28 protein-coding genes, 1 tRNA gene, 1 other RNA gene and 1 riboswitch are annotated in these 26,316 nt (G+C 67.4%); of the genes, 16 read left to right on the top strand and 14 right to left on the bottom strand.

All coding sequences use genetic code 11. The features are described from left to right. Positions 1-2: 2 nt before the first annotated feature. From HWX87_RS30230 to HWX87_RS30215, 4 genes are all read right to left on the bottom strand, one after another. Positions 3-170, bottom strand: a complete 168-nt coding sequence (locus HWX87_RS30230) for a hypothetical protein (RefSeq protein WP_176050668.1) — start codon at positions 168-170, stop codon at positions 3-5. Positions 171-320: 150 nt separating this feature from the next. Next, positions 321-405: transfer RNA gene (locus HWX87_RS30225), tRNA-Leu, on the bottom strand. Between the two features lie 96 nt (positions 406-501). Then, a complete protein-coding gene (locus tag HWX87_RS30220) occupies positions 502-1,659 on the bottom strand; it encodes an ABC transporter substrate-binding protein (protein ID WP_176050667.1) in 1,158 nt (385 codons plus the stop codon). 64 nt (positions 1,660-1,723) lie between these two features. Continuing rightward, a complete protein-coding gene (locus tag HWX87_RS30215) occupies positions 1,724-2,665 on the bottom strand; it encodes a CysB family HTH-type transcriptional regulator (RefSeq protein WP_176050666.1) in 942 nt (313 codons plus the stop codon). Between the two features lie 215 nt (positions 2,666-2,880). Between HWX87_RS30215 and HWX87_RS30210 the strand changes: the two genes are divergently transcribed. From HWX87_RS30210 to cobA, 6 genes are all read left to right on the top strand, one after another. Next, on the top strand, positions 2,881-4,560 hold the full coding sequence (locus HWX87_RS30210; RefSeq protein WP_176050665.1) for a nitrite/sulfite reductase: 1,680 nt from the start codon (positions 2,881-2,883) through the stop codon (positions 4,558-4,560). A gap of 25 nt (positions 4,561-4,585) precedes the next feature. Beyond that, a complete protein-coding gene (locus tag HWX87_RS30205) occupies positions 4,586-5,137 on the top strand; it encodes a DUF934 domain-containing protein (protein WP_176050664.1) in 552 nt (183 codons plus the stop codon). Next, positions 5,134-5,877, top strand: coding sequence for a phosphoadenylyl-sulfate reductase (locus tag HWX87_RS30200; protein ID WP_176050663.1), 744 nt, complete (start codon positions 5,134-5,136; stop codon positions 5,875-5,877). The genes HWX87_RS30205 and HWX87_RS30200 overlap by 4 nt, the downstream gene beginning before the upstream one ends. Before the next feature lie 76 nt (positions 5,878-5,953). Then, positions 5,954-6,916, top strand: a complete 963-nt coding sequence (gene cysD, locus HWX87_RS30195) for a sulfate adenylyltransferase subunit CysD (protein WP_176050662.1) — start codon at positions 5,954-5,956, stop codon at positions 6,914-6,916. Positions 6,917-6,938: 22 nt separating this feature from the next. Then, entirely contained in the window at positions 6,939-8,255 is a 1,317-nt protein-coding gene (locus tag HWX87_RS30190) for a sulfate adenylyltransferase subunit 1 (protein WP_176050661.1), read from the top strand. A gap of 86 nt (positions 8,256-8,341) precedes the next feature. Beyond that, positions 8,342-9,091: a uroporphyrinogen-III C-methyltransferase gene (cobA, locus tag HWX87_RS30185; RefSeq protein ID WP_176050660.1), complete on the top strand. Its 750-nt coding sequence runs from the start codon at positions 8,342-8,344 to the stop codon at positions 9,089-9,091. An 81-nt stretch (positions 9,092-9,172) separates the two neighbouring features. Here the strand turns inward: cobA and HWX87_RS30180 are convergent, their stop codons facing one another. The 3 genes from HWX87_RS30180 to lptF are packed head-to-tail and all read right to left on the bottom strand — an operon-like array spanning position 9,173 to position 11,827. Then, positions 9,173-9,556: a CbiX/SirB N-terminal domain-containing protein gene (locus HWX87_RS30180; RefSeq protein WP_176050659.1), complete on the bottom strand. Its 384-nt coding sequence runs from the start codon at positions 9,554-9,556 to the stop codon at positions 9,173-9,175. Between the two features lie 27 nt (positions 9,557-9,583). Beyond that, complete coding sequence (lptG, locus tag HWX87_RS30175; protein ID WP_176050658.1) at positions 9,584-10,732, bottom strand: LPS export ABC transporter permease LptG; 1,149 nt, start codon at positions 10,730-10,732, stop codon at positions 9,584-9,586. A gap of 3 nt (positions 10,733-10,735) precedes the next feature. After that, entirely contained in the window at positions 10,736-11,827 is a 1,092-nt protein-coding gene (gene lptF / locus HWX87_RS30170) for an LPS export ABC transporter permease LptF (RefSeq protein ID WP_176050657.1), read from the bottom strand. 122 nt (positions 11,828-11,949) lie between these two features. Between lptF and HWX87_RS30165 the strand changes: the two genes are divergently transcribed. Genes HWX87_RS30165 through HWX87_RS30155 form a run of 3 tightly spaced genes read left to right on the top strand, consistent with a single transcriptional unit; the run spans position 11,950 to position 14,684 of the window. Further along, entirely contained in the window at positions 11,950-13,461 is a 1,512-nt protein-coding gene (locus HWX87_RS30165) for a leucyl aminopeptidase (RefSeq protein WP_176050656.1), read from the top strand. A 34-nt stretch (positions 13,462-13,495) separates the two neighbouring features. After that, positions 13,496-13,912 (top strand): DNA polymerase III subunit chi, encoded by a 417-nt coding sequence (locus HWX87_RS30160; protein ID WP_176050655.1) that lies wholly within the window; start codon positions 13,496-13,498, stop codon positions 13,910-13,912. 25 nt (positions 13,913-13,937) lie between these two features. After that, positions 13,938-14,684 (top strand): DUF2486 family protein, encoded by a 747-nt coding sequence (locus tag HWX87_RS30155; RefSeq protein WP_176050654.1) that lies wholly within the window; start codon positions 13,938-13,940, stop codon positions 14,682-14,684. Between the two features lie 143 nt (positions 14,685-14,827). On the opposite strand, the gene HWX87_RS30150 is transcribed toward HWX87_RS30155, so the two are convergent. Together HWX87_RS30150 and ilvD are read right to left on the bottom strand one after the other, a co-directional pair. After that, the gene (locus HWX87_RS30150; protein ID WP_176050653.1) at positions 14,828-15,154 is read right to left on the bottom strand and encodes a c-type cytochrome; all 327 of its coding nucleotides are present in this window, start codon (positions 15,152-15,154) and stop codon (positions 14,828-14,830) included. Positions 15,155-15,280: 126 nt separating this feature from the next. Then, entirely contained in the window at positions 15,281-16,954 is a 1,674-nt protein-coding gene (ilvD, locus tag HWX87_RS30145; protein ID WP_176050652.1) for a dihydroxy-acid dehydratase, read from the bottom strand. Positions 16,955-17,088: 134 nt separating this feature from the next. Between ilvD and HWX87_RS30140 the strand changes: the two genes are divergently transcribed. Continuing rightward, positions 17,089-18,003: a LysR substrate-binding domain-containing protein gene (locus tag HWX87_RS30140; RefSeq protein ID WP_176050651.1), complete on the top strand. Its 915-nt coding sequence runs from the start codon at positions 17,089-17,091 to the stop codon at positions 18,001-18,003. An 88-nt stretch (positions 18,004-18,091) separates the two neighbouring features. Then, on the top strand, positions 18,092-18,982 hold the full coding sequence (gene lgt / locus HWX87_RS30135) for a prolipoprotein diacylglyceryl transferase (RefSeq protein WP_176050650.1): 891 nt from the start codon (positions 18,092-18,094) through the stop codon (positions 18,980-18,982). A gap of 105 nt (positions 18,983-19,087) precedes the next feature. Here the strand turns inward: lgt and HWX87_RS30130 are convergent, their stop codons facing one another. The 5 genes from HWX87_RS30130 to HWX87_RS30110 all read right to left on the bottom strand — a co-directional run bounded on the left by HWX87_RS30130 (position 19,088) and on the right by HWX87_RS30110 (position 21,467). After that, complete coding sequence (locus HWX87_RS30130; protein ID WP_034186272.1) at positions 19,088-19,828, bottom strand: SIMPL domain-containing protein; 741 nt, start codon at positions 19,826-19,828, stop codon at positions 19,088-19,090. A 181-nt stretch (positions 19,829-20,009) separates the two neighbouring features. Continuing rightward, complete coding sequence (locus HWX87_RS30125; protein ID WP_176050649.1) at positions 20,010-20,471, bottom strand: EVE domain-containing protein; 462 nt, start codon at positions 20,469-20,471, stop codon at positions 20,010-20,012. Between the two features lie 71 nt (positions 20,472-20,542). After that, positions 20,543-20,724: non-coding RNA, 6S RNA (gene ssrS / locus HWX87_RS30120), on the bottom strand. A gap of 81 nt (positions 20,725-20,805) precedes the next feature. Continuing rightward, positions 20,806-21,120, bottom strand: coding sequence for a cell division protein ZapA (locus tag HWX87_RS30115; RefSeq protein ID WP_006478091.1), 315 nt, complete (start codon positions 21,118-21,120; stop codon positions 20,806-20,808). Next, positions 21,117-21,467 (bottom strand): hypothetical protein, encoded by a 351-nt coding sequence (locus HWX87_RS30110; protein WP_059233447.1) that lies wholly within the window; start codon positions 21,465-21,467, stop codon positions 21,117-21,119. Before HWX87_RS30110 ends, HWX87_RS30115 begins: the two co-directional genes overlap by 4 nt. Before the next feature lie 154 nt (positions 21,468-21,621). Continuing rightward, a riboswitch (cobalamin riboswitch) is annotated at positions 21,622-21,874 on the top strand. 158 nt (positions 21,875-22,032) lie between these two features. On the opposite strand from HWX87_RS30110, the gene HWX87_RS30105 reads away from it, so the two are divergent. The 5 genes from HWX87_RS30105 to cobC all read left to right on the top strand — a co-directional run bounded on the left by HWX87_RS30105 (position 22,033) and on the right by cobC (position 26,292). Next, positions 22,033-23,031 (top strand): iron ABC transporter permease, encoded by a 999-nt coding sequence (locus tag HWX87_RS30105; RefSeq protein ID WP_244137792.1) that lies wholly within the window; start codon positions 22,033-22,035, stop codon positions 23,029-23,031. Continuing rightward, a complete protein-coding gene (locus tag HWX87_RS30100) occupies positions 23,028-23,840 on the top strand; it encodes an ABC transporter ATP-binding protein (RefSeq protein ID WP_176050647.1) in 813 nt (270 codons plus the stop codon). Before HWX87_RS30105 ends, HWX87_RS30100 begins: the two co-directional genes overlap by 4 nt. A 61-nt stretch (positions 23,841-23,901) precedes the next feature. Next, on the top strand, positions 23,902-24,957 hold the full coding sequence (cobT, locus tag HWX87_RS30095) for a nicotinate-nucleotide--dimethylbenzimidazole phosphoribosyltransferase (RefSeq protein ID WP_176050646.1): 1,056 nt from the start codon (positions 23,902-23,904) through the stop codon (positions 24,955-24,957). Next, on the top strand, positions 24,947-25,723 hold the full coding sequence (locus HWX87_RS30090) for an adenosylcobinamide-GDP ribazoletransferase (protein WP_176050645.1): 777 nt from the start codon (positions 24,947-24,949) through the stop codon (positions 25,721-25,723). Before cobT ends, HWX87_RS30090 begins: the two co-directional genes overlap by 11 nt. Beyond that, positions 25,708-26,292 carry an alpha-ribazole phosphatase gene (gene cobC / locus HWX87_RS30085; protein ID WP_176050644.1) on the top strand — a complete coding sequence of 195 codons (585 nt, stop codon included), beginning with the start codon at positions 25,708-25,710 and terminating at the stop codon, positions 26,290-26,292. The genes HWX87_RS30090 and cobC overlap by 16 nt, the downstream gene beginning before the upstream one ends. The last annotated feature ends 24 nt before the right edge of the window (positions 26,293-26,316 follow it).

Here is a 26,316-nt window from a genome sequence, read left to right as displayed (position 1 = left end):
GGTCATTCGGTGCGATGCGGAATGTTGTCCGGGAACGGGTAGGGCGCATGCGGCCCCGGCCAGTCGGGTACGGGCGGCTCGCGGAGCAGGTCGCATCCGCCCAACATGATCGACAGCAGCGCGGCGAGCACGCCGACGCGGATCGGGATTGAAATGACGCGCCTGGACATGGCTTGCCTCCTTGCTGCGTTCCCTGATGCTTGGACCGTCGCGGGAGGGCGCGCGTTGCGGCGGGCATCGCGTGCGGCCAAAACAAAAAACCCGCGAAGCAGTGAGCTTGCGCGGGTTTCGACGGTGCAGCGCATGGCGCTGCGAAATACTGGTGCCCAGGGCCGGAATCGAACCGGCACGCCTTGCGGCGGGGGATTTTGAGTCCCCTGCGTCTACCAATTTCACCACCTGGGCTTGATCCTGACCGCGCATGCGATTGTGCGCGGCGAAACGCGGATTATGTCCGAAATCCAGACGCCGGGCAAGCTGCCCGGCGTGCCGGTCGCGCAGTCACTGGCTCAGGTAGACGAACCGGCCCTGCTTCACGATCCCCATGACGCTCGCACGCTGATCGAGCCCCACATGATCCTTGTCGCTGGCATTGACGACACCGTTCGGCACGACGAGCTCGTGCGCGCGTTCCAGCTCGCGCCGCAGCGCCGCGCGGAACGCGGGCGTGCCGGGCTGCGCGGCCTTCAGCGCGCGGCCGACCGCGTCGGCGAGGCGCGGGTAGACGCCCGCCGCGTCGCCCGCGAACTGCGTGACCGTGCCGGCGCCGTACTTCGCCTCGTATGCGTCGACGAATGCGAGCGCGGCCTTGCGGGCCGGATGGTCGGCCGGCAGCGTACGCGCGACGACCACCGGCTGCGTCGGAAACAGCGTGCCGTCGACATCCTTGCCACCGAGCTTGATGAATTCCGGCGTCGCGATCCCGTGCGTCTGGTAGACCGGGCCCTTGTAGCCGCGCTCGATCAGCGTGCGCTGCGGCAGCACGGCCGGCGTGCCCGAGCCCGCGATCAGGATCGCGTCGGGCTTCGCCGCGATCAGCTTCAGCGCCTGGCCCGTGACGCTCGCGTCGGTGCGGTTGAAGCGCTCGGTCGCGACGACGCGGATCTTGCGCAGATCGGCAAAGCGCGTGAATTCGTTCAGCCAGCTGTCGCCGTAGCTGTCCGCGAAGCCGATGAAGCCGACCGTCTTCACGCCGTGGTTTGCCATGTAGCGCGTCATCACGTCGGCCATCGCGCGGTCGCTCTGCGCCATCTTGAACGCCCAGGTCCGCGCGCCTTCCTGCGGCTCGACGATCGCGCCGGAGCCGACCAGCGTGATCATCGGCGTCTGCGCGGCAGCGACCGTGTCGAGCGCCGCAAGCGCGGCCGGCGTGATGTTCGGCCCGACGACGACATCGACGTGATCCTCGTCGACCAGCTTGCGGATGTTGCGCACCGCGGTACCCGGATCGGACGCGTCGTCGAGCACCGTCACCTGGACGGGCTGCCCGGCGATCGTCTTCGGCCACATCAGGATCGCGTTCTTGCTCGTGATGCCGATCGCGGCGGCCGGGCCGGTCGACGACAGGTCGACACCGACCTTCAGGTCGGCCTGCGCGGCCGCGCAGGCCAGCAAGAGGGCGGCGCCGGCGGCGCGGCGCAGCAGGGCGGGAAGCGTCATGCGGGAATCTCCGTCGGGCAGCAAAAAGGGGCGCGATATGCGCCCCTCCGTTTATACACGCGGCTCAGAGCTCGTACGATTCGGCTTCACCCTTGAGCGCCTGTTCGATCAGCTTGCGGGTCAGCGTCGGCGACAGCAGTTCGACGAGCGTATACACATAGCTGCGCAGGTAGGCGCCCTGCTTGAGCGCGACGCGCGTCACGTTGCTGCCGAACAGGTGGCCGACCGGGATCAGCCGCAGGTTGCGGTCGCGCTCCGGGTTGAACGCGATGTCGGCCATGATGCCGACGCCGAGGCCGAGTTCGACGTAGGTCTTGATCACATCCGCGTCGATCGCCTCGAGCACGATGTCCGGCGACAGCCCGCGCAGCGCGAATGCGTGGTTGATCTTCTTGCGGCCCGCGAACGCACCCTCGTATGTAATCAGCGGGTACTGCGCGAGATCGTCGAGCGTGATCGGCTTGCGTTCGAGCAGCGGATGGTCGGCCGGCACGACGGCCGCGTGATGCCACTGGAAGCAGGGCAGCGACACGAGCTCCTTGTAGTCGGAGATCGCCTCGGTCGCGATCGCGAGATCGGCCTGGTCGTGGATCACCATCTCGGCCACCTGCGTCGGGCTGCCCTGCAGGATCGACAGGTGCACCTTCGGGAAGCGCTTCTTGAATTCGGCGATCGCGGCCGGCAGCGAGTAGCGGGCCTGCGTGTGGGTCGCGGCGATGGTCAGGTTGCCCTGATCCTGTGCGGCATAATCCTTCCCGACCCTTTTAAGGCTCTCAACCTCCTGCAGGATCCGCTCGACCGACGCGAGGATGATCCTGCCCGGCTCGGTGAGCGAGCGCACGCGCTTGCCGTGCCGCGTGAAGATCTCCACGCCGAGCTCGTCCTCGAGCTCGATGATCGCCTTCGATACCCCCGGTTGGGACGTGTAGAGCGCCTTCGCGGCCTCGGTGAGGTTGAAATTCTGCCGGACGGCCTCGCGCACGAAGCGAAATTGGTGCAGGTTCATTTATAACCCTTCCGCATATCAACAGAATTTTTTAGTCGTTTGAAATATAAGGCGAGTTTATTACGATTCACCGGAGTTTTTCAAATATGGATATCTGTTTTCGTCATTAGCAATCCATCCGGTGGCGGATGGGGGCGGTGACGGCGGAACGGAGATTCGGGCGCGACGTGGCTAGGACGTCGCGCGGTCACCACGAAAACCCCTGGGGTCCCCGAATGTATCAGTACGACCAATACGACCAGACGATCGTCGACGAGCGTGTCGCGCAGTACCGCGATCAGGTGCGCCGCCGCCTGTCGGGCGAGTTGAGCGAAGAAGAATTCCGTCCGCTGCGCCTGCAGAACGGCCTGTACATGCAGCGCCACGCGTACATGCACCGCATCGCGATTCCGTACGGCAACCTGCGCAGCGACCAGCTCCGGATGCTGGCGCGCATCGCCCGCGAACACGACCGCGGCTACGGCCACTTCTCGACCCGCTCGAACATCCAGTTCAACTGGATCGAGCTGGAAGACACGCCCGAGATCCTCGCGAAGCTCGCGTCGGTGCAGATGCACGGCATCCAGACGTCGGGCAACTGCATCCGCAACATCACGGCCGACCAGTTCGCCGGCGTCGCGCAGGACGAAGAGATCGATCCGCGTCCGTGGTCGGAAATCCTGCGTCAGTGGTCGACGTTCCATCCCGAATTCGCGTGGCTGCCGCGCAAGTTCAAGATCGCGGTGTCGGGCTCGAAGGACGACCGCGCGGCCGTGCAGATCCACGACCTCGGCGTGTACCTGAAGAAGAATGCGCAGGGCGAAGTGGTCGCGAGCATCCTCGCGGGCGGCGGCCTCGGCCGTACGCCGATCATCGGCGCGGTGATCAAGGAAGACTTGCCGTGGCAGCATCTGCTGACCTACTGCGAAGCCGTGCTGCGCGTGTACAACCGCTACGGCCGCCGCGACAACCTGTACAAGGCGCGGATCAAGATCCTCGTGAAGGCGCTGTCGCCGGCGAAGTTCGCGCAGCAGGTCGAGGAAGAGTGGCAGCACCTGAAGGACGGCCCGTCGACGCTCACGCAGGCGGAAGTCGATCGCGTGTCGCAGTACTTCCAGCCGCCCGTCTACGAGAAGCTGGCCGATACCGACGCATCGTTCGAACAGCACCTGCTCGAGAACAAGGCGTTCGCGCGCTGGGTCGAGCGTAACGTCGCGCCGCACAAGGTGGCCGGCTATGCCGCCGTCACGCTGTCGCTGAAGGATCACCGCGTGGCGCCGGGCGATGCGACCGACGCGCAGATGGAGCTGGTCGCCGACTGGGCCGACGAATACTCGCTCGGCGAGCTGCGCGTGTCGCACGAGCAGAACCTGATTCTCGCGAACGTGAAGAAGCGCGACCTGTTCGCGGTGTGGGAAAAGGCGAAGGCGGCGAGTTTCGCGACGCCGAACATCGGCCTGCTGACCGACATCATCGCGTGCCCGGGCGGCGACTTCTGCTCGCTCGCGAACGCGAAGTCGATCCCGATCGCGCTGGCGATCCAGCAGCGTTTCGACGATCTGGACTACGTGTACGACCTCGGCGACCTGTCGCTGAACATTTCCGGTTGCATGAACTCGTGCGGTCACCACCACGTCGGCAACATCGGCATCCTCGGTGTCGACAAGGACGGCGCCGAGTGGTACCAGGTGTCGCTCGGCGGCGAGCAGGGCACGGGCCAGAACGGCGCGCGCCTCGGCCGCGTGATCGGGCCGTCGTTCTCGGCGGAAGAAGTGCCGGACGTCATCGCGAAGCTGATCGACACGTTCGTCGAATCGCGCATCGACGGCGAGCGCTTCGTCGATACGTACGACCGCATCGGCATCGCGCCGTTCAAGGAGCGCGTGTATGCGGCGCGCCAGGCAGTGAACGCGTAACCAACCGGGTACAAGGAATTAGCAGATGGCTTCGATTATCAAGAACCGCGCAGTGATCGACGACGCATGGCAGGTCGTGCGCGCGGCAGAAGACGGTGCGCTGCCCGCGGTCGACGCATTGCCGGCCGGCAAGGTGCTAGTGCCGTTCGCATTGTGGCAGGCCGAGCGCGCGGCGCTCGTCGCCGCGAAGACGAAGGACGAACTCGGTGTGTGGCTCGCGCCGGACAGCGAGCCGGCCGATCTCGTGGCCGACTTCGGCGCGATTTCGCTGATCGCCGTCGATTTCCCGCGCTTCGCGGACGGCCGCGGCTACAGCATCGCGCGCCTGTTGCGCGAGCGCCACGGCTGGACGGGCGAGCTGCGCTCGATCGGCGACGTGCTGCGCGACCAGCTGCTGTACATGTCGCGTTGCGGCTTCGACGCATTCGCGGTGCGCGCCGACAAGGACATCCACGACGCGCTGAACGCGTTCACGGAATTCACGCAGCGTTACCAGGGCGCGTTCGACGAGCCGGCGCCGCTGTTCCGCCGTCGCGCGGCAGACGTAGCGACGCCCGACGCGAAGGTGAACGCATGAGTACGGCCACCGCGCTGACGCCGGAACTCGCCGCGAAGGTCGAGCGCCTCGACGCGCTGCTCGCGCAGATCGGTGCCCGTCACGACAAGGTGAAGTTCGCGAGCAGCCTCGCGGCGGAAGACATGCTGCTCACGCACGCGATCCTGTCGAAGGGCGTGTCGATCGGCATCTTCTCGCTGAATACGGGCCGCCTGCACGCGGAAACGCTCGGCATGATCGATCGGGTGCGCGAGCGCTACGGCTACGAGATCGAGCAGTTCCACCCGCAACCGGAAGCGGTCGACCAGTATGTCGCCGAGCACGGCCTGAACGCGTTCTACGAGAGCGTCGAGCTGCGCAAGTCGTGCTGCCACATCCGCAAGGTCGAGCCGCTGAACCGCGCGCTGGCCGACGTCGGCGCGTGGGTCACCGGCCAGCGCCGCGAGCAGTCGGTCACGCGGGCCGAGCTGCACGAGGAAGAACAGGACGACGCGCGCGGGATCGCGAAGTACAACCCGCTGGCCGACTGGACGGAAGCCGACGTATGGGCGTACCTTGACGCGTTTGACGTGCCGGTCAACCCGCTGCATGCTCGCGGCTACCCGAGCATCGGCTGCGAGCCTTGTACCCGTGCGATCCGTCCCGGCGAGGACAGCCGCGCGGGCCGCTGGTGGTGGGAATCGCGCGATACGAAGGAATGCGGCCTGCACATCACGATCACGCCGATTCCTGCGGAAGCCGTTGCCGGCGCCTCGCACTGAACGCCTGACAAGAAACTGAATATTGCGCCGCCCGCGACAGCGGGCGGCACGAACCCAGAAGAGAAGGACTGAAATCATGAGCACGACGCTCGAGCAATCCGCCTTTGCCCCGGCCACCGGCGCGGACAGCCGCATGGGCCACCTCGACTGGCTCGAAGCCGAGTCGATCCACATCCTGCGCGAGCTGGTTGCCGAGTGCAGCAAGCCGGCGCTGCTGTTCTCGGGCGGCAAGGATTCGGTCGTCGTGCTTCATCTGGCCCTGAAAGCGTTCGGCCTCGGCGCGAACCGCAAGACGGCGCTGCCGTTCCCGCTCGTGCACATCGACACGGGCCACAACTACGAGGAAGTGATCGACTTCCGCGACCGTCGCGCGCAGGAACTGGGCGCCGAGCTGGTCGTCGGTCACGTCGAGGATTCGATCAAGCGCGGCACGGTCGTGCTGCGCCGCGAAACCGATTCGCGCAACGCTGCGCAGGCCGTCACGCTGCTCGAGACGATCGAGGAGCATGGCTACACCGCGCTGATCGGCGGCGCGCGCCGCGACGAAGAGAAGGCACGTGCGAAGGAGCGCATCTTCTCGTTCCGCGACGAATTCGGCCAGTGGGATCCGAAGGCGCAGCGCCCGGAACTGTGGAGCCTGTACAACGCCCGCCTGCACAAGGGCGAGCACCTGCGCGTGTTCCCGATCTCGAACTGGACCGAACTCGACGTGTGGCAGTACATCGCACGCGAAAACCTCGAACTGCCGTCGATCTACTACGCGCACCAGCGCGAGATCGTGCGCCGCAACGGGTTGCTCGTGCCCGTCACGCCGCTCACGCCGATGCGTGAAGGCGAGTCGAGCGAGCTTGCGCAGGTGCGCTTCCGCACGGTCGGCGACATCAGCTGCACGTGCCCGGTCGAGAGCGACGCGGACGACGTCGAGAAGATCATCGCCGAGACGGCGGTGACCGAGATCACCGAGCGCGGCGCGACCCGGATGGACGACCAGGCGTCCGAAGCCGCGATGGAAACGCGCAAGAAGCAAGGTTATTTCTGAAGCACACGAGGACATTCACATCATGAGCATCATCGAGAACACCGAAGACCTCGGCGTGCTGCGCTTCATCACCGCAGGCAGCGTCGACGACGGCAAGAGCACGCTGATCGGCCGCCTGCTGTACGACAGCAAGGCCGTGCTGTCCGACCAGCTGTCCGCGCTGTCGCGCGCGAAGAACAAGCGCACGGTCGGCGACGAACTCGACCTCGCGCTGCTGACCGACGGCCTCGAAGCCGAGCGCGAGCAGGGCATCACGATCGACGTCGCGTACCGCTACTTCGCGACCGCGAAGCGCAAGTTCATCATCGCCGATACGCCGGGCCACGAGCAGTACACGCGCAACATGGTGACGGGCGCGTCGACCGCGCACGCGGCGATCGTCCTGATCGATGCGACGCGCATCACGGTCGAGAACGGCGTCGTGCAACTGCTGCCGCAAACCAAGCGCCACAGCGCGATCGTCAAGCTGCTCGGCCTGCAGCACGTGATCGTCGCAATCAACAAGATGGACCTCGTCGACTACAGCGAAGCGCGCTTCAACGAGATCCGCGACGCGTACGTCACGCTCGCGAAGCAGCTCGGCCTGACCGACGTGCGCTTCGTGCCGGTGTCGGCGCTGAAGGGCGACAACATCGTCGGCGCGAGCGAGCGCATGTCGTGGTACGCAGGCGAGCCGCTCCTCGACGTGCTCGAGTCGCTGCCGGTCGAGACGCAGGCGCATGACGCGCTGCGCTTCCCGGTGCAGTGGGTCGCGCGCCAGGACGGCAGCTCGGCCGACGATTTCCGCGGCTACATGGGCCGGATCGAGTCGGGCGAAGTGAAGGTCGGCGACGAAATCGTCGTGCTGCCGTCGAACCGCACGGCAACGGTCGCCGAGATCGTCGCGCCGGTGCCGGGCGGCACCGCGTCGGTCGCGCACGCGTTCGCGGGCCAGACGGTGACGATTCGTCTCGAGGAAGATGTCGACGTGTCGCGCGGCGACATGTTCGTCACGACCGCCGAGCCGGTCGAGCCGGCCAAGAAGCTCGAGGCCGACCTGTGCTGGTTCGACGAGACGCCGCTGTCGCCGCAGCGCAAGTACCTGCTGAAGCAGACCACGAGCACGGTGTTCGCGAAGATCGGCGCGGTCAAGCAGGTGCTCGACGTGCATACGCTGTCGCACGCGACCGACCGCCACGACCTGAAGATGAACGACATCGGCCGCGTCGCGCTGACGCTGCAGAAGCCGATCGTCTGCGATACGTACGATGCGCATCCGGGCACGGGCGCGTTCGTGCTGATCGACGAAGCGACGCACCACACGGTCGCCGCCGGCATGATCCGGGCGTTCTCGGCGTAATCGTCAATCTGCGCGGCAAACCGCGCCGCCACACGGCGGCGCGGGCCGTACGCAAACGTCCGCACGGACGAAGCGAAGCGACAAACATGGGCAAGGTGTATCTGATCGGAGCAGGGCCGGGCGCGGCGGACCTCATCACGGTGCGCGGCGCGCGCCTGCTCGCGCAGGCCGACGTCGTGCTGCACGACGCGCTCGTCGAGCCCGCGATGCTCGACTACGCGCCGAACGCGCGCCGGATCGCGGTCGGCAAGCGCTGCGGGCAGCGTTCGACCGCGCAGCATTTCATCAACAAGCAGATCGTCGATGCGGCGCGCGAACACGCGTGCGTCGTGCGGTTGAAGGGCGGTGACCCGATGCTGTTCGGTCGCGCCGAAGAGGAGATGCGCGCGCTGGAAGCGGCCGGCATCGACTACGAGGTCGTGCCGGGCATCACCGCGGCGCTGGCCGGTGCGGCGACGCTGAAGCGGTCGCTGACGTTGCGCGGCGTGTCGCGCAGCGTCGCGTTCGCGACGCACAGCCGCGCGCCGGGCAGCGACGAGATCCGCGAAGCCGCGCGTGCCGATTCGATCGTCTACTACATGGGCCGCGACAGCGCGCCCGGCATCGCGCAGGAACTGATCGACGCCGGCCGTGCGCCGGCGACGCCCGTCGCGATCGTCGAGGCGTGCAGCACCGCGCGCGAGCGCTCGCTGACGCTGACGCTTGCGCAGATGGCGGCGGGCGACGCGCAGGCGTGGCTCGATCCCGCGGAACCGAGCCTGCTGATGATCGGCGATGCGTTCGCCGAGCGCGCACGGCAGGCGAAAGCGGGGGATCCGATGCGCAATGCCGCCTGAGGGCGGCTCGACCGCAGTCCGAAACGAAAAAAGCGCTGGCATCTGCCAGCGCTTTTTCTTTGTGTGCGGGAAATACGTGGCTTACGCGTCGCTGCCGAGCTGGTCGATGCAGTAGCGGGCGATCGCGTCGAGCACGCCGTCGTCTTCGCCGACGGCCGTCGCGCAGCGGATCTCGACAGCGGGATGCGCGGCGCGGCATGCATCGACGAGCTGCGGCAGGTCGCGGCGGACATGGCCGCCCTGGCCGAAGAACACGGGCACGACGGTGATGCGCGTGCAGCCGGCGGCGACCTGCGTGGCGACGGCGTCGGCGAGCGACGGCGTCATCAGTTCGAGGAACGCGAGCGACACGTGCGGGGCAGGGGAGCCGGCGCCGCGCAGCCGCGTGGCGAGCCGCTCGAACGGCTCGGCCCAGCGCGGATCGCGGGCGCCGTGGCCGAACAGGACGATGCCGTGCGAACTCATGTCGAAGCCTCCGTCATGACGCGGCGCTCAGTGCCGGTCGACCCACTTGAGCGAGAACAGGCCGAGCGCGAGATAGATCAGCCCCGGTGTCGCCGCGGTGAGCGGCGCGGGCCACGCGCTCAGCGTGCCGATGTGCGAGAACAGCGTATTGAGGAGCTGGAAGCTCATGCCGAGCATGATGCCGCCGAACACCTTCATGCCGACCACGCCCGCACGCGTGTGCAGGTACGCGAACGGCAGCGACAGCACGAGCATCACGAACACGGCGAACGGATACAGCAGCTTGCGCCACAGGGCGATGTCGTAGCGCTGCGTGTCCTGCTGGTTCTCGCGCAAGTGCTGGATGTACCGGAACAGGTTGATGATTGACATGCGCTCCGGCGACACGAGCAGCACCGACAGGATCTGCGGCGTCAGGTCCGAACGCAGCCGGTATTCGGGCAGCGATACCTGCTGCGACCGGTACACGGGGTTCAGCGCGTCGGTCGGCTGGCCGCTGATCGGCTTGATGGGCGTCAGCTCGGTCTCGGTGACGCCTTTCAGCAGCCAGTGGCCGGGCGGCTCGTAGCGCCCCGTTTGCGCGATCCGCACGTTCTGCAGCTGGAACTTCGAATCGAATTCGTAGATGCGCACGTTGCTGATCGTCGAGTCGGGCGACAGGCTGCCGACGTTGACGAAGCGCGTGACCTGCTCGCCGTTGTCGCGGGCCGCGAGCGTGTCCTTCACCCACACGCCCGACTGGAAGTTCGACGACACCGAGGCGCCGAGCGCCTGCAACCGCACGCGTTCGGACAACTGATCGGCGTACGGGCCGACGAATTCGCCGATCAGGTAGGTGACGATCACGAGCGGTATGCCGATCTTCAGCAGCGAGCGCAGCGCCTGGTTGGTCGCGAGACCCGACACGCGAAAGATCGTGAATTCCGAGTTCGCGGCCATTTGCGCGAACACGTAGATCGCGCTGATCAGCGCGGCGACCGGGATGATCTCGTAGAAGCGTGACGGCGTCTGCAGCGCGACGCGCAGCACCGCGTAGCCGAACTTGTAGTTGCCGTGCCCGACCGAGTTCAGTTCGCTGATCAGGTCGAAGAAGAAGAACAGGCCCGAGAACGCGAACAGGATGAAGACGAACGTGACGTAGATCTGTCGCGCGAAGTATTTTTCATAGAGCCGCATCGATCATGCTCCCGAGCGGCCGAACAGCGCGCGTGTAAACAGCGGACGATTGCGCACGCGCAACCAGAAGATGAACGCGACGATCGCCGCGACGACGAGGTGCAGGCCGACGAGGCCGACGCCGAACGACATCTTGCCCTGCTCGATCTGCGCCTGCACGACGTTCAGCAGGTTCGAGTACGTGAGGTAGATCAGCACGGCCATCACGAGGTTGATCGTGCGGCTGCGGCGCGGGTTCTGGTACGACAGCGGGATGCCGAGCACCAGCAGGTTGATCGCGATCAGCGGCAGCCCCGCGCGCCACGCGAATTCCGCGAGGTTGTCGCGCGTCGGGTTGCGCAGCAGGTCGAGCGTCGGCGTGCTGTTCGTGGTCGGCACGTTGGTGACCGGCGTGCTCGTGATCTTCACGCCGTAGCGCTCGAACTCCATGATCTTGAAGTTCGGCTGGCCGGGCGTGCCGTCGTAGCGGCGGCCGTCCTCCAGGACGACGAAGCGGCTGCCGTCGTGCGTTTCCGTGTGACCCGTCTGCGACACGACCACGTTGACCTTGCCGTTCTCGGTCGACGTGACGAACACGTTCTGCACCTTGCTCTGGTCGGGCGTCATCTTCTCGATGAAGAACACGCGGTGGTTCGCGGCCGACTCGCGGAACTGGCCCGGCGCGAGCAGCGAGATCTCGTCGCGCTGCTGGAAGCGTGCCTTGATCATCTTGCTTTGCTGGTTCGACCACGGCCAGCCGACGAACGCGAAGAAGGCAATCAGCAGGATGATCGGCGTGGCGAACACGCCGATCGGCTTGATGAGGCGCGTGAGGCTCACGCCCGACGCGAGCCACACCACCATTTCGGAGTCCCGGTACCACCGGGTCAGCACGAACAGGATCGACACGAACAGCGTGACGACGAGCATCACGGCGAGGTAGCCGATCACGGTCAGGCCGATCAGCACGAGCACGTCCCGCGGATCGATTTCACCGGACGCGGCGTAGCCGACGATGCGGATCATCATCGTCGTGAGCATGATCGTGAGCAGCACCATGAACACGGCGCCAGCCGTATACGCAAGCTCGCGCTGGAGGGAGCGTTCGAAGATCATTCTTGATGAGAAGAGGGCGGGAGGCTGCGCACGCGTGGTGGAGCGCTCGCGCCGCCGGGGGAAAAATAGCGGATAATTGCGGCTTTCATCCTTAGCCCAGATTTTATCCGAGGACAAGCGCGATGGACTTTAGCATAAAAGGCTGTGATTGGAGCAAAGGCGAGGCCAAGGGGTTCCTGACCGGGAAATCCGACTGCATCGTGCTCGGCATCTTCGAGGCGCAGACGCTTTCGGGCGCGGCGCTCGACATCGACACGGCCACCAAGGGGCTGATTTCGCGCGTGGTGAAGGCCGGCGACATGGACGGCAAGCGCGGCAAGACGCTGTTCCTGCACGAAGTGTCGGGCATCGGCGCATCGCGCGTGCTGCTCGTCGGCCTCGGCAAGCAGGATGCTTTCAATCAGAAAGCCTATAACGACGCAGTGACGGCCGCGTGGCGCGCGCTGCTGGCGACCAAGGTGGTCCAGGTCACGTTCTCGCTCGCGCAACTGCCGGTCGACGAGCGCAGCTCCGACTGGGGCGTGCGTGCCGCGATTCTCGCGCTGCGCAACGAGACCTACCGCTTCACGCAGATGAAGAGCAAGCCGGAACCGGCGTCGCACACGCTCAAGCGTGTCGTGTTCAGCGTCGACCCGGCCGACGAGAAGGCCGCGAAGGTCGCGGTCAAGCAGGCCGTCGCGCTCGCGAACGGGATGGATCTGACCCGCGATCTCGGCAACCTGCCCGGCAACGTCTGCACGCCGACCTACCTCGGCAACACCGCGAAGAAGATCGCGAAGGATTGGGGCCTGAAGGCCGAAGTCCTCGGGCTCAAGCAGATCCAGGCGCTGAAGATGGGCTCGTTCCTGTCGGTCGCGCGTGCATCGGTCGAGCCGCCGCAATTCATCGTGCTGCACTACCAGGGCGCCGCCGCGAAGGCCGCGCCGGTCGTGCTGGTCGGCAAGGGCATCACGTTCGACACGGGCGGCATCTCGCTGAAGCCGGGCGAGGGCATGGACGAGATGAAGTACGACATGTGCGGCGCGGGCTCGGTGCTCGGCACGATGCGCGCGGTCGCCGAGATGGGCCTGAAGATCAACGTCGTCGCGATCGTGCCGACCTGCGAGAACATGCCGGGCGGCAACGCGACGAAGCCGGGCGACATCGTCACCAGCATGAAGGGCCTGACGATCGAAGTGCTGAACACCGACGCCGAAGGCCGCCTGATCCTGTGCGACGCGCTCACGTATGCCGAGCGTTTCAAGCCGGCGGCGGTGATCGACGTCGCGACGCTGACGGGCGCCTGCGTGATCGCGCTGGGCGGCCACAACAGCGGCCTGTTCTCGACCGACGACGCGCTCGCAGGCGAGTTGCTCGACGCATCGCGCGAAGCGAACGACCCGGCATGGCGTATGCCGCTCGACGACGAGTACCAGGACCAGCTGAAGTCGAACTTCGCGGATCTCGCGAACATCGGCGGGCGTCCGGCCGGCGCCGTGACGGCGGCGTGCTTCCTGTCGCGCTTCACCGAGAGCTATCCGTGGGCCCACCTCGACATCGCGGGCACCGCATGGAAGGGTGGCGCGGCGAAGGGGGCGACGGGCCGTCCGGTGCCGTTGCTCGCGCAGTTCCTGATCGACCGCGCCGGCCAGTGATGGCGGTGTTGACGACGATGCGGGTAGGCGGGCAATGACGCGGATCGATTTCCACTCGAACGTCGGCGATTCGCTCGCGTACGCGTGCCGGCTGCTGCGCAAGGCCTACCAGGCCGGGCAGCCGGTCGTCGTGCTCGCCGAGCCCGCGCGCCTGCGCGCGCTCGACGAGCAGCTCTGGACGTTCTCGCCGCTCGATTTCATCCCGCATTGCGGTGTCGACAGCGAGCACGCAGCCGGCACGCCGATCGTGCTGGCCGCCGATCTCGACCGCGCGCCGCATCACCACGTGCTGCTGAACCTCGGCGCGGCCGTGCCCGCGCAGTTCGCCCGCTTCGAGCGCCTGCTCGAAGTGGTCGGCAATGCGCCGGACGAACTGGCCGCGGGCCGTGACCGCTACCGGTTCTACCGCGACCGCGGGTACGCGCTGAACAACTACAAGCAGGGCAGCTAGCCGCAACCGTCGACGGAGTGTTGCCGTGACAGAAGCCGATTCATCCTCGATCCCGACGCTGACCGACGTGCTGGTGCCGGGCAAGCCGGTGCCGGCGCGCGCGTCCGCGCCCGACGCGCCGCCGCCGCAGCCGCATGACCGCGCGGCGATTCCGATGCTCACCGACGTGATCGCGTCAGGTGATTCCATGAAAACCGGGGCCGACCCCGAAGCCGTCGTCGTCGAGCCGGTGCCGACGCCGCACGTGCCGGCGATCGAGCTGCCGGGCGACGTGGCGACCGCCGAGGCGGCCGCGATGGGCGAGACCGATGCGCCGGCCGAACCGGGCGCCGCGGAGCACGTGGTCGCCGAAGACGTGGTGGTGATGAATGCGCCGCTGCAGTCGTCGCTGGCACACGACGCCGTGCCGCAGCACGTGTCTGCCGTGATGGCGCACGAAGCGGCCGGGCAGGCGCCCGAAACGGCGCTGCCGGAGGCGGTCGTACCGGCCGTGGTGCCGCAGCCCGATGTAGCCGCTGCCGCGGGGCTGACGCCGGAGGACGCGCAGCATATCGCCGAGCGCCTGCGCAATCGGCTGACGAACTATTTGACCGGAGCGGGCCGCGACGCGATCGAGGCGCGCTGTCGCGACGCGCTGCATGAGCATTCGGCCTGGCTCGTCGGCCAGGTGACGCGTGAGGTGGCGCTCGCGTTGGAAACCGAGGTCATGGATTGGGTCCGTGACGCGGTCGATGAAGAGATCGCACGCCGCCGCGCCAGTCATTCCGGCTGAGCGCACGGTCGATCCGTGGCGGGAAAGAGGGGGCGGTTCCAGTCCGTACCCGTGAGGCGGCCTTCAGGGGGCCGGGCAGCCGGTACAGGCCCGCCTGTCGGCAGCGCCCGGCGCAACGGCGATCGCCGTCCGGGGCATCCGGTTCAGCGCAGCGACAGCACCCATTGCGCGAGCGTATGGGCTTCGGTGTTCGTCAGTTGCGTATTGGCGGGCATCGGCACGTTGCCCCATACGCCGACGCTGCCTTTCACGATCGATTGGGCCAGGTAGTCGACGGCGTCGCCGCGCGCCGCGTACTTGCCGGCGATGTCGCGGAACGACGGGCCCATCAGCGGCTTGCTCACTGCGTGGCAGGCCATGCAGTTCTTGCGCTGCGCCAGCGCGAGCCCGTCGGCCTGGTCGGCACGCGCGGCCGCCGCGCTGCCGGTCAGCAGCGTCACGAGCAGCGCGCGCAATATCGTCTGTTTCATGCGGTTCTCCGCCGGCGGGGACGGCCGGCTTCATGGTCCGCGCATTATAAAAGCAAAGGGAAAGCGCGTTTTGCGCGTTTCCCCGCGGCCATGTCCATTGGGGTCGCATGTCAAGGCGGGCTGCCGTCAACCCGTGACGGCCCCCTTGTTCGCCGGCTGTGCCAGCGCGGCGAATTTCGCGAGCACGCCGCGCGTGTAGCGCGGCGCCGGCTGTCGCCACGCGGCGCGGCGGCGCGCGAGTTCCGCGTCGTCGACATTCAGCTCCAGCAGCAGCCGGTGCGCGTCGATCGTGATCGAGTCACCTTCCTGCACGAGCGCGATCGTGCCGCCGACGAACGCCTCCGGCGCGACGTGGCCGACCACCATGCCCCAGGTGCCGCCCGAGAAGCGGCCGTCCGTGATGAAGCCGACCGATTCGCCGAGCCCCTTGCCGATGATCGCGGACGTCGGCGCGAGCATTTCCGGCATGCCGGGGCCGCCCTGCGGGCCGAGATAGCGCAGCACGAGGATGTCGCCGGCGCGGATCCGGTCGCCGAGGATCGCATCCATCGCGCTTTGTTCGTCGTCGAACACGCGGGCCGGGCCCGTGATCACCGGGTTCTTCAGGCCGGTGATCTTCGCGACCGCGCCGTCTTCCGCGAGATTGCCCTTCAGGATCGCCAGATGGCCTTCCTTGTACAGCGCGCGGTCGATCGGGTAGATCACGTCCTGGTCGGCGCGCGGCACGCTCGGCACGTCCTTCAGTTCGTCGGCGATCGTGCGGCCCGTGATCGTCATGCAGTCGCCGTGCAGCAGCCCCGCATCGAGCAGGATCTTCAGCACCTGCGGAATCCCGCCGGCCTGGTGCAGATCGGTCGCGACATACTTCCCGGACGGCTTCAGGTCGCAGATCACCGGCACGCGCTTGCGGATGCGCTCGAAGTCGTCGATCGTCCAGTCGACCTCGGCCGCGTGCGCGATCGCGAGATAGTGCAGCACCGCATTGGTCGAGCCGCCGGTCGCCATGATCACCGACACCGCGTTCTCGATCGCTTCCTTCGTGATGATGTCGCGCGGCTTCAGGTCGCGCTTCACGGCCTCGACGAGCACGCGCGCCGATTCGGCGGCCGAATCGACCTTCTCCTGGTCGGGGTTCGCCATCGTCGACGAATACAGCAGCGACATCCCGAGCGCCTCGAACGACGAGCTCATCGTGTTCGCGGTGTACATGCCGCCGCACGACCCCGACGTCGGGCACGCGTTTTTCTCGACCCCTTCGAAATCCTCCTGCGACATCCGGCCCGCGGTGAATTCGCCGACGGCCTCGAACGACGACACGATCGTCAGGTCGCGGCCCTTCCAGTGGCCGGGGCGGATCGTGCCGCCGTACACGTAGATGCCCGGCACGTTCAGGCGCGCGAGCGCGATCATGCCGCCCGGCATGTTCTTGTCGCAGCCGCCGACCACCACCACGCCGTCCATCCACTGGCCCTGCACGCAGGTCTCGATGCAGTCGGCGATTACCTCGCGCGACACGAGCGAGTACTTCATCCCCTCGGTGCCCATCGACATGCCGTCCGAAATCGTTGGCGTGCCGAAGATCTGCGGGTTCGCGCCGGACGTCTTCACGGCCTCGACGGCCGCGTCCGACAGGCGCTGCAGGCCGGAATTGCAGGGCGTGATCGTCGAATGGCCGTTCGCGATGCCGACCATCGGCTTGTCGAAATCGTCCTTCTGGTAACCGAGTGCGTAATACATCGAGCGATTCGGCGAACGGGCCACGCCTTGCGTGATGTGCTTCGAGCGACGGTTGTACGACATGGGGGACTCCATCGTTGTATGGGCGTCGCTCGTGAGGGCGCGCCGGTTCGGATCAATCAAGAATGGAGTTTCCCGATTGGGATGTCCAATATATTATTTGTCGCTTATTAAGTCGTTTCACGAATGAGTCGAGCATGGCCGATCCGACACCCGACCTGCGCCAGTGGCGCTATTTCGCGACCGTCGCCGAAGAGCGCCATTTCGGCCGCGCGGCCGAGCGCCTGTCGATGACGCAGCCGCCGTTGTCGCAGGCGATCCGCGCACTCGAGGACGCGCTGGGCGTCGCGCTGTTCGTGCGCACCAAGCGCTCGGTGGCGCTGACGGCGGTCGGTGCGGCGCTGTTGCCCGACGTGCGCCGGCTGCTGGCGTCGGCCGATGCGCTGCCGCCGCTCGCGCGGCGGCTCGCGCGCGGCGAGGCCGGCTCGCTGTCGCTCGCGTTCGTGTCGACCGCCGATTACGGGCTGCTGCCGTCGCTGCTGCGCGCGTTCGGCGCACGTTATCCGCAGGTGCGGCTGCAGCTCGCGGAGGCGACGAGCGACGTGCAGATCGACGAGCTCGTCGCCGGCCGCATCGACGCGGGGCTCGTCATCCCGCCGGTGCCGCCGCGCCACGCAGCCGGCCTGTCGTACCTGCCCGTGGTGCGCGAGCCGCTGGTGGTCGCGATGCCGGCAGCGGCGTCCGATGCGCCCGAAGACGAACCCGTGCATCTCGCCGAAGTGGCCGCGTTGCCGCTCGTGATCTTTCCGCGCCGTTTGGCGCCCGGCTTTTATGACATCATTACGGGCTGCTACGGCGCGGCGGGGGAAACCCCGCGCATCGGCCAGGAGGCGATCCAGATGCAGACGATCGTCAGCCTCGTGTCGGCCGGCATGGGCGTCGCACTGGTGCCGCAATCGCTGCGTAACCTGCGGCGCACCGGCGTGGTCTACCGGCCGCTTGCCGGTCACGCGCCGGCCGTCGAGACAGGCCTCGTGTGGCGCACGGGCGACGTGAGCCCCGTGCTGGCCGGCTTCATCGACGTCGTGCGCGCGCAGGGCCTTGCCGCGTGACGTGAACGATGATGCACCGGTGCCGTCCAATGCGCGGTGCTGCGCAGTGCGACAGCCGTACCGCATTCGAAAACTTCTTCGCTAACCCATGATCATTCACCCGAATTTCGACCCCGTTGCGATCCATCTCGGGCCGCTGGCCGTACGCTGGTACGGCCTCATGTATCTCGTCGGCTTCATCGCGGCGATCGTCGTCGGCCGGATCCGCCTGAAGCTGCCGCACGTCGCGGCGCAGGGCTGGACCGCGAAGGACATCGACGACATGATGTTCTACGGCGTGCTCGGCACCGTGCTCGGCGGCCGGTTCGGCTACGTGCTGTTCTACAAGGCCGATTTCTATTTCTCGCATCCGCTCGACGTGTTCAAGGTGTGGGAAGGCGGCATGTCGTTTCACGGCGGCTTCCTCGGCGTCACGCTCGCGATGATGCTGTTCGCGTGGCAGCGCAAGCGCCACTGGCTGCAGGTCACCGATTTCGTCGCGCCGATGGTGCCGACGGGGCTCGCGGCCGGGCGGCTCGGCAACTTCATCAACGGCGAGCTGTGGGGCCGCGTGACCGATCCGGCCGCACCGTGGGCAATGCTGTTCCCGGGCGCGATGCGCGACGATGCCGCATGGCTGCCGAAGCATCCGGCGCTCGTCGAGAAGTGGCATCTCGCCGACGTATTCATGCAATACCAGATGCTGCCGCGCCATCCTTCGCAGCTCTATGAAATCGCGCTCGAAGGCATCGCGCTGTTTTTCGCGTTGTTCTTCTTCTCGCGCAAGTCGCGGCCGATGGGCGCCGTGTCCGCGCTGTTCCTGATCGGCTACGGCCTCGCCCGCTTCACGGTCGAGTTCGCGCGCGAACCCGACGACTTCCTCGGCCTGCTTGCGCTCGGCCTGTCGATGGGGCAGTGGCTGTCGCTGCCGATGATCCTCGTGGGTGTCGCGCTGATGGTTTGGGCGTATCGCCGTCGCGCGGCAAACGCAGCGGCGTGATGCGAAATCGATGCGCGCGCAATCGATGCGTGCATCGACAACGCGCAGGCACATAAAAAAACGCCGGCCCTCGGGCCGGCGTTTTTCGTTGGCGACGGCGGCGCGTTACTTCATCTGCACCGAGCCGTTGACGGTGACCGACACGGTCGCCTTGCCGCCTTCGACCGCGATCGGCGCGCTCATCTTCGCGCTGTCCATCGGTGCCGCGGCCATCGCCATCATGCGCGGGTACGGCTGCACGTTGCGGCCGCTGCCGACGTTCACGTCGCGAATCGTGTAGCTGCTGTAGCCGAACGCCTTCGCGGCTTCGTCCGCGCGTGCGCGGAACGACTTGATCGCCTCGGTCGTGAGCTTCTGCTCGGCCGTGCGCTGCGCTTCAGGCGACAGCGAGAACTCGACGTTCGCGACCTGCATCAGGTTCGACAGCTGGCCCGCGAGCTTCGACGCCGCGGCGAAATCGCGCGATTCGAGCGCCACTTCGGTACGGCCGCGCCACGCGGAGATCTTGCCGTCGCGATCGGTGCTCGGATACACGGAGAACGCACCCGTGTGCGCGGTGACGCCCGACACGCCCTTCGCCTGCGACAGCGCTGCGTCGGCGCGCTGGTTCAACTGCGCCGTGAGGCTGCCCGGATCCTTGGCCTGCTGCTCGTAGAACAGCGTGATGTGGATGATGTCCTGCGGCACGTCGGCGCTGGCCTGCGACGAAAGCGACAGCACGCCCGCCGGCTCGGGGAAGTGCGGGTTTGCGGTCTGCGCGTGCGCGGCCGGCGACGCGAGCGTCAGCGCGACGGGAACGGCGGCGGCGAGGGCGAGCGACAACGCGAGTGCGGATTTCTTGGTCATTGTTGGACTCCTTGTGCGAGGGCGTGCACGCGGATCACGCATGCACGACGCGGGCGTACCGCGCGACGAAATAAACGACGGCCGGCCTGATCGGCCGACAGCGGTTGCTTAGGCTGCGCAAAAGACCCGCGAGTTCCGTGTCGGCCGCGTGTGCTGACCAGATTTGACCTTTGATGCAGGCCTACTTCATCAGCTTTTCGGTGATGAAGCGCCATTCGGTGCGCGTCACGGGTGTGATCGACAACCGGTTGCCGCGAGCCAGCACGCGCATGTCGGCGAGTTCGTCGTGTTCGCGCAGTGCGGCGAGCGGCACGAGCGGCGACTTTTTCACGTAGCGCACGTCGACGAGCAGCCAGCGCGGCGCTTCCTGCGTCGATTTCGGGTCGTAATAGGGGCTTGTCGGATCGAACTGCGTGGGATCGGGGTAGGGCGTCGACGATACTTCGGCGAGGCCCGCAATGCCCGGCTCGGGGCAGCTCGAGTGATAGAACAGCACGCCGTCGCCGATCTTCATCGTGTCGCGCATGAAATTGCGCGCCTGATAGTTGCGCACGCCGGTCCACGGCAGCGAGCGCTGCGGGGCGTTGGCGAGATCGTCGATGCTTGCTTCGTCCGGTTCGGACTTCATCAGCCAGTATTGCATGGATCGTGATCGACGCAGAAAGAGGCTGCTACAAAAGAAAACGGCACCGGGAGGTGCCCGATGCCGTTGGATAGGTCCCCGCCTTGGCCGCTAGGCCGGCATCCTGAACCTGGGGTTCAGAATTGGTCGCAGTTAGCAGCACTTCGGGTACATCAGACAGAGTGACGCGCGCGCCCGTGCTACAAATTTCCGCAACCGTGCACATGGCATTGGTTCAAGGAATATATGACCTTGGCGAACCAGGCAGGGAAGCTGACTGAACTGTGATTCGATGCGCCAATTTGACCACCGTTGACCGCCGAGATCAAGGGGAATCGACGTATCGATTAAAACGTTACTGCGTCTCGTGCTGTGCGAGCACCGCGCCGAGCTGTTCATTCATCTGGTGCATTGTACGACGGATTTCCTCCGCCGGAAATGCTTCACCGTGTCGCACGCTCGTTTGCAGCCGCAGCAATTCCGATGCGAGCGACAGCGCCGCCATCACCGCAATGCGATCGGTGCCGCGTACCGAGCTGTTCGAGCGGATTTTCGACATTTCGGCGTCGACGCGCGCGACTGCCTCGAGCAGCGCCGCTTCGGTCTCGGCCGAACAGGCCAACCGATAGGGCTGACCGAGAATCGAGACTTCGATCTGCTTGGTGCTCATGCATGTTCTCCGTGGCTGGCCGCGTCATCGCCATCCGGGCGCGCCTGCGCATCCAGCAGGTCGAGCTGATTGTCGGCTTGCTCCGCGCTTTTCGAGCGCGGCAGCTTTTCGAGAATCGCGTTCAGTTTCACCTGGGCGTCGTCGATCTTTGCCGACAGCGTGTCACGCTCGGCCGCGAGTGCATTGCGTTCGTCGCGAAGTTCCGCGAGTTCCGCGCGGACCGTGTCCGCTTCCGCGCGCAATTGCGCGACCTGCTCCTCGAGCGCGAGCCGTTCCGCGTGATAGCGCTTGTTCAGCGAAATCAGACGGCCAATATTTTGAGATAAGGTTTCGAGTTCGTTGAGCATTTGCTGCGTCCTCTAAAGACCCAGCATTTTAGCGCGGAATAACGCGCAATCCGACATCTGTATCGTTTCCAGTCGTAACACCCCTGCTTCTTGCCGTGAATCGGTGCTTCCCGTACGTGTCCTGACGCTTCCTTGACGCTCGCGCGACCGGCTCCTAAACTGGCGCCGCCTCGGTGCTCGCGCGTGGCACGCGCGGTTAAACGGGAAGCAGGGCGTGCGCTTCGAGAGCGTGCCAACCTGCGCTGCCCCCGCAACGGTAAGCGGCCGCGTCTCCCGACGCAGGCCGGCTCGGGCGCGTTTTGCGTGCAGGTGTCGCACGCGGGCGCGGGCCACTGCGCGTGAAACGCGCGGGAAGGCGAGCCGGACCGCCGCCAGCCCGGATACCGGCCGAGACGGGAAGCCCGCACGGGCTTCGTGACGCGCGGCCTGCGGGGAAGCGGGGCGCGCAATGCTTCACGGAATGTTCTTCGATGCTGACCCCAATCGTCGGCGCGGCGTCCCTGTCACGTCCGGCCGGCAACCTCGAGCGGATGCGCCGCGCGTCATGCGCGCGGCCGAGCACGGCATGAGCGCCGCGCGCGCTGCCGCGATCTGGGCCGCGCTGGCCGCCATGGTCGCGTTGCTGTTCGTCGCATCGCTGTCGATCGGCAGCGTGCCGATGTCGCCGTGGCAGGCACTTGCATCGCTCGTGCCGCATGGCGGCGATGCGCTGTTTGCCGATATCGTCCGCACGCTGCGTCTGCCGCGTGCGCTCGCGGGCTTCGCGTGCGGCGCGCTGCTCGCGCTGGCGGGCGCACTGCTGCAGGTGCTGCTGCGCAATCCGCTCGCGGAACCCTACGTGCTCGGCGTGTCCGGCGGCGCGGCCGGCTTCGCGCTCGTCGCGATGATCGCGGGCGGTGCGTGGTGGCTCGTCGACGCGTCTGCATTTGCCGGCTCGCTCGTCTCGGTCGCGCTCGTGCTCGGCCTCGCGCGCCGCGAGCTGTGGCGCGGCGATTCACGCGACGCGTCGCCGCGCCTGCTGCTCACGGGTGTCGTGATCGCGGCAGGGTGGGGCGCGCTCGTCACGCTGTTGCTGTCGCTCGCACCCGATGCGCGGCTGCGCGGCATCATCTTCTGGCTCACGGGCGACCTGAACGGCGTGACGACGCCGTGGTTCGCATGGGGGGCGCTGCTGCTGGCCGCCTGCGTCGCGCTGCCGGTCGCGCCACAACTGAACGTGCTGCTGCGCGGCGACGCGACCGCGCTCGCGCTCGGCGTGCCCGTCGCCCGCCTGCGCGTGCGGATCTATCTCGTCGCGTCGCTGGCTGCCGCAGCTGCGGTGACGACGGCCGGCACGATCGGCTTCGTCGGCCTCGTCGTGCCGCATGCGCTGCGGCTCGCATTCGGCAACGACCAGCGGATGCTGCTGCCGGCCGCGATGCTCGCGGGCGGCGGCGGCGTAATGGCGGCCGACCTGCTCGCGCGCACCGCGATCGCGCCCGCGCAGTTGCCGGTCGGCGTGATGACCGCGTTGATCGGCGTGCCGGTGTTCCTGTGGATGTTGTTGAGGAGGCCGATGCGATGACGGATGCCGCACGGCATGCTGGCAGCGACCTGCGCTACGCGGCCGTCGACGTGACGTTGAAGGCCGGCGCGCGCACGTTGCTCGACGGCTTCACGCAGGCCTTCCGCCCCGGCGAGATCTGGTGCGTCGCGGGGCCGAACGGCGCGGGCAAGACGACGCTGCTCGCGACGCTGGCGGGGCTGCAGCCGCCGGCCGGCGGACAGGTCGAGATCGACGGCCGGCCGCTTGCCGCGTGGCGCCCGGAACTACTCGCGCAGCGCCGCGCGCTGATGCCGCAGCAACTGCACGACGCGTTCAGCGCGACCGTATTCGACACGGTGCTGCTCAACCGCTTTCCGTATCTCGGCGGCTGGGGCTGGGAGCGCGACGGCGATCGCGCGGCCGCGCACGATGCACTTGCGACGTTCGACCTGACCGCGCTCGCGTCGCGCGACGTGTTGTCGCTGTCGGGCGGCGAGCGGCAGCGGGTCGCGCTGGCCGCGACGCTGTGCCAGGATGCGCCGCTGATGCTGCTCGATGAACCGCTCGCGCATCTCGACCTGCATCACCAGATCGACTGCCTGAGCGCGCTGACCGCATGGCTCGATGCGGGCCCGCGCACGGTGCTGTTCTCGTGCCACGACCTGAATCTCGCGCGGCGTTTCGCGACGCATGCGCTGCTGCTCGACGGTTGCGGCCGCGCGTGGGCCGGTCCGGTGTACGACGTGCTGACGCCCGAACGCGCGAGCGACGCATTCGGCTATCCGCTCGTGCTGATCCGCGAGAATGGCCGCGATGCGCTGTTGCCGGCGTGGCCTGCGCGACAATGACCTTTCCTTTTCCGATTCTTCCGATGCGCGGCGCGTGCCGCGCTCACGACACGGCTTCCCGATGACGACTCCGACCCACTTCCCGCCCGCGATCGCGCCGCTCGACGACGCGCTGCGCATACGCCTGCAGCACGTGATCGACCACAAGACCAAGCCGCCCGGCAGCCTCGGCCAGCTCGAGGCGATCGCGCTGCAGATCGGCCTGATCCAGCACACCGAGCGGCCGGTCGTGCAGCGCCCGGTGACGATCGTGTTCGCCGGCGATCACGGGATCGCGGCCGAAGGCGTCAGTCCTTATCCGCAGGCGGTGACCGCGCAGATGGTCGCGAACTTCCTGGCCGGCGGTGCGGCAATCAACGCGTTCTCGGGCGTCGCGCAGAGCACGCTGGAGATCGTCGATGCGGGCGTCGCGTCGCCATTGCCGCTGTCCGACCGGCTGGTGTCGCTGCCGGTCGCGCGCGGCACGCGCAACTTCGCGGCGGAGCCGGCAATGTCGCGTGACGAGGCGATGACAGCGCTGGCCGCCGGTGCGGCGCGCGTGCGCCTCCATGCATCGCTCGGCACGAACGTGATCGGTTTCGGCGAGATGGGGATCGCGAACACGTCGTCGGCCGCGTGCCTGATGAGCCGGCTGCTCGACGTGCCGATCGACGCGTGCGTCGGGCGCGGCACGGGCCTCGACGACCAGGGCCTCGCGCACAAGCGCGCGGTGCTCGGCCGCGCGCTCGTCAAGCATTCGCACGCGATCGCGCCGCTCGACGTGCTCGCGACGTTCGGCGGCTTCGAGATCGCGATGATGACGGGCGCGTACCTCGCGGCCGCGAGCGAGCGGATGACGATCCTCGTCGACGGCTTCATTGCGACGGCCGCGCTGCTCGTCGCCGAGCGCATCGCGCCCGGCGTGCGCGACTACTGCGTGTTCTCGCATACGTCGCACGAGGCCGGGCACCGGCGCATGCTCGAGCATTTCGGCGCGAAGCCGCTGCTCGCGCTCGACCTGCGGCTCGGCGAAGGCACGGGTGCGGCGCTTGCGCTGCCGCTCGTGCGCGCGGCAGCCGCGTTCCTCCGCGAGATGGCGAGCTTCGAATCCGCAGGCGTCGACGATCGTGACGCCTGAGCGCGCGCGCGGCGTGCAGGCCGAACTGCGTTACTTCTTCGTCGCGCTCGGCTATTTCACGCGCGTGCCGGTGCCGCGTTCGATCGGCTACGCGGCCGGCGATCTCGACCAGGCCGCGCGCTATTTTCCGCTCGTCGGCGCGTGCGTCGGCGCGTGGGGCGCGCTCGTCTATCTCGTCGCGCTGCGCGTGCTGCCCCCGTCGATCGCGGTCGGGCTGTCGATGGCCGCGACGCTGCTCGCGACCGGCGCCTTCCACGAGGACGGCCTCGCCGACAGTTGCGATGCGTTCGGCGGCGGCTATACGCGCGACGACGTGCTGCGCATCATGCACGACTCGCGGATCGGCACGTTCGGTGCGGTCGCGCTCGTGATCACGCTCGGCCTGAAATGGCAGGCGCTTGCGTCGATGCTGCCGTTGCGCGCCGCATGGACGATGATCGCCGCGCATGCGGCGAGCCGCGCGGCGGCCGTGAGCCTGCTGATGACGCTCGACTACGTGCGGCCCGAAGGCAAGGCGAAGCCGGTCGCGCAGCGGATGGGCGCACGCGCGGCGTGCGTCGCGGCCGCATTCGGATTGCCGTGGCTGTTCTGGCCCGACTGGCGCATGGGCGTCGCGGCGTGCGTGGCGCTCGTGCTCGTGCGCGCGTGGGCGGCCCGCTATTTCGTGAAACGGATCGGCGGTTATACGGGCGACTGCCTCGGCTTCGCGCAACAACTGTGCGAACTGGCGATTTATCTCGTGGTGCTCGGATGGACGTCGTCCTGATCCGTCATCCGGCCGTCGGTGTCGAACCGGGCATCTGCTACGGGCGCAGCGACGTGCCGCTCGCCGCACCGGCCGATGCCGGCGCGCAGGCCGTGCGCGCGCACCTGTCGGCACGCGGCGCGCCGTTGCCCGGACAGGTCTGGACGAGCCCGTTGACGCGCTGCGTATCGGTTGCCGACCGGCTCGCGCAGGCGTGCGATGTGCCGTTGCGGTGCGATGCCGGCTGGCAGGAAATGGACTTCGGCGCGTGGGAAATGCAGCGCTGGGACGACATCGACCGCGCGGCGCTCGATGCGTGGGCGGCCGATCTGATGCATGCGTGTTCGCATGGCGGCGAAAGCGTTGCGCGGTTCGTCGAGCGGATCGCGCGGCAGGTCGATGCGGTTGCGCAGTTTGACGGGCCGCAATGGATCGTTACGCATGCGGGCGTCATTCGCGCGTTCGCGTCACATGTATTGCGAGTGCCGCTCGAGACGATGCTGTCGCGGCCGGTGCCGACGGGCGGGATTGTCTGGTTGCGCGCGGACCACGATGCGCAAGCGTGGAAAGTCATGCACTGGGATGCGTAGGCGCGCGCAATGCAGTGGCGCGTG

Source organism: Burkholderia sp. BCC1644, from assembly GCF_902833225.1.
In the GTDB taxonomy this organism is placed as follows: Bacteria; Pseudomonadota; Gammaproteobacteria; order Burkholderiales; family Burkholderiaceae; genus Burkholderia.
The sequence above is the reverse complement of the archived record's forward strand: the minus strand, read 5'-3'. Positions and strand labels throughout refer to the sequence as shown.

Coding starts and splice junctions, on each gene's coding strand:
- HWX87_RS30230 (WP_176050668.1), bottom strand. CDS start 170: ATGTCCAGGCGCGTCATTTCAATCCCGATCCGCGTCGGCGTGCTCGCC.
- HWX87_RS30220 (WP_176050667.1), bottom strand. CDS start 1,659: ATGACGCTTCCCGCCCTGCTGCGCCGCGCCGCCGGCGCCGCCCTCTTG.
- HWX87_RS30215 (WP_176050666.1), bottom strand. CDS start 2,665: ATGAACCTGCACCAATTTCGCTTCGTGCGCGAGGCCGTCCGGCAGAAT.
- HWX87_RS30210 (WP_176050665.1), top strand. CDS start 2,881: ATGTATCAGTACGACCAATACGACCAGACGATCGTCGACGAGCGTGTC.
- HWX87_RS30205 (WP_176050664.1), top strand. CDS start 4,586: ATGGCTTCGATTATCAAGAACCGCGCAGTGATCGACGACGCATGGCAG.
- HWX87_RS30200 (WP_176050663.1), top strand. CDS start 5,134: ATGAGTACGGCCACCGCGCTGACGCCGGAACTCGCCGCGAAGGTCGAG.
- cysD (WP_176050662.1), top strand. CDS start 5,954: ATGAGCACGACGCTCGAGCAATCCGCCTTTGCCCCGGCCACCGGCGCG.
- HWX87_RS30190 (WP_176050661.1), top strand. CDS start 6,939: ATGAGCATCATCGAGAACACCGAAGACCTCGGCGTGCTGCGCTTCATC.
- cobA (WP_176050660.1), top strand. CDS start 8,342: ATGGGCAAGGTGTATCTGATCGGAGCAGGGCCGGGCGCGGCGGACCTC.
- HWX87_RS30180 (WP_176050659.1), bottom strand. CDS start 9,556: ATGAGTTCGCACGGCATCGTCCTGTTCGGCCACGGCGCCCGCGATCCG.
- lptG (WP_176050658.1), bottom strand. CDS start 10,732: ATGCGGCTCTATGAAAAATACTTCGCGCGACAGATCTACGTCACGTTC.
- lptF (WP_176050657.1), bottom strand. CDS start 11,827: ATGATCTTCGAACGCTCCCTCCAGCGCGAGCTTGCGTATACGGCTGGC.
- HWX87_RS30165 (WP_176050656.1), top strand. CDS start 11,950: ATGGACTTTAGCATAAAAGGCTGTGATTGGAGCAAAGGCGAGGCCAAG.
- HWX87_RS30160 (WP_176050655.1), top strand. CDS start 13,496: ATGACGCGGATCGATTTCCACTCGAACGTCGGCGATTCGCTCGCGTAC.
- HWX87_RS30150 (WP_176050653.1), bottom strand. CDS start 15,154: ATGAAACAGACGATATTGCGCGCGCTGCTCGTGACGCTGCTGACCGGC.
- ilvD (WP_176050652.1), bottom strand. CDS start 16,954: ATGTCGTACAACCGTCGCTCGAAGCACATCACGCAAGGCGTGGCCCGT.
- HWX87_RS30140 (WP_176050651.1), top strand. CDS start 17,089: ATGGCCGATCCGACACCCGACCTGCGCCAGTGGCGCTATTTCGCGACC.
- lgt (WP_176050650.1), top strand. CDS start 18,092: ATGATCATTCACCCGAATTTCGACCCCGTTGCGATCCATCTCGGGCCG.
- HWX87_RS30130 (WP_034186272.1), bottom strand. CDS start 19,828: ATGACCAAGAAATCCGCACTCGCGTTGTCGCTCGCCCTCGCCGCCGCC.
- HWX87_RS30125 (WP_176050649.1), bottom strand. CDS start 20,471: ATGCAATACTGGCTGATGAAGTCCGAACCGGACGAAGCAAGCATCGAC.
- HWX87_RS30115 (WP_006478091.1), bottom strand. CDS start 21,120: ATGAGCACCAAGCAGATCGAAGTCTCGATTCTCGGTCAGCCCTATCGG.
- HWX87_RS30110 (WP_059233447.1), bottom strand. CDS start 21,467: ATGCTCAACGAACTCGAAACCTTATCTCAAAATATTGGCCGTCTGATT.
- HWX87_RS30105 (WP_244137792.1), top strand. CDS start 22,033: ATGAGCGCCGCGCGCGCTGCCGCGATCTGGGCCGCGCTGGCCGCCATG.
- HWX87_RS30100 (WP_176050647.1), top strand. CDS start 23,028: ATGACGGATGCCGCACGGCATGCTGGCAGCGACCTGCGCTACGCGGCC.
- cobT (WP_176050646.1), top strand. CDS start 23,902: ATGACGACTCCGACCCACTTCCCGCCCGCGATCGCGCCGCTCGACGAC.
- cobC (WP_176050644.1), top strand. CDS start 25,708: ATGGACGTCGTCCTGATCCGTCATCCGGCCGTCGGTGTCGAACCGGGC.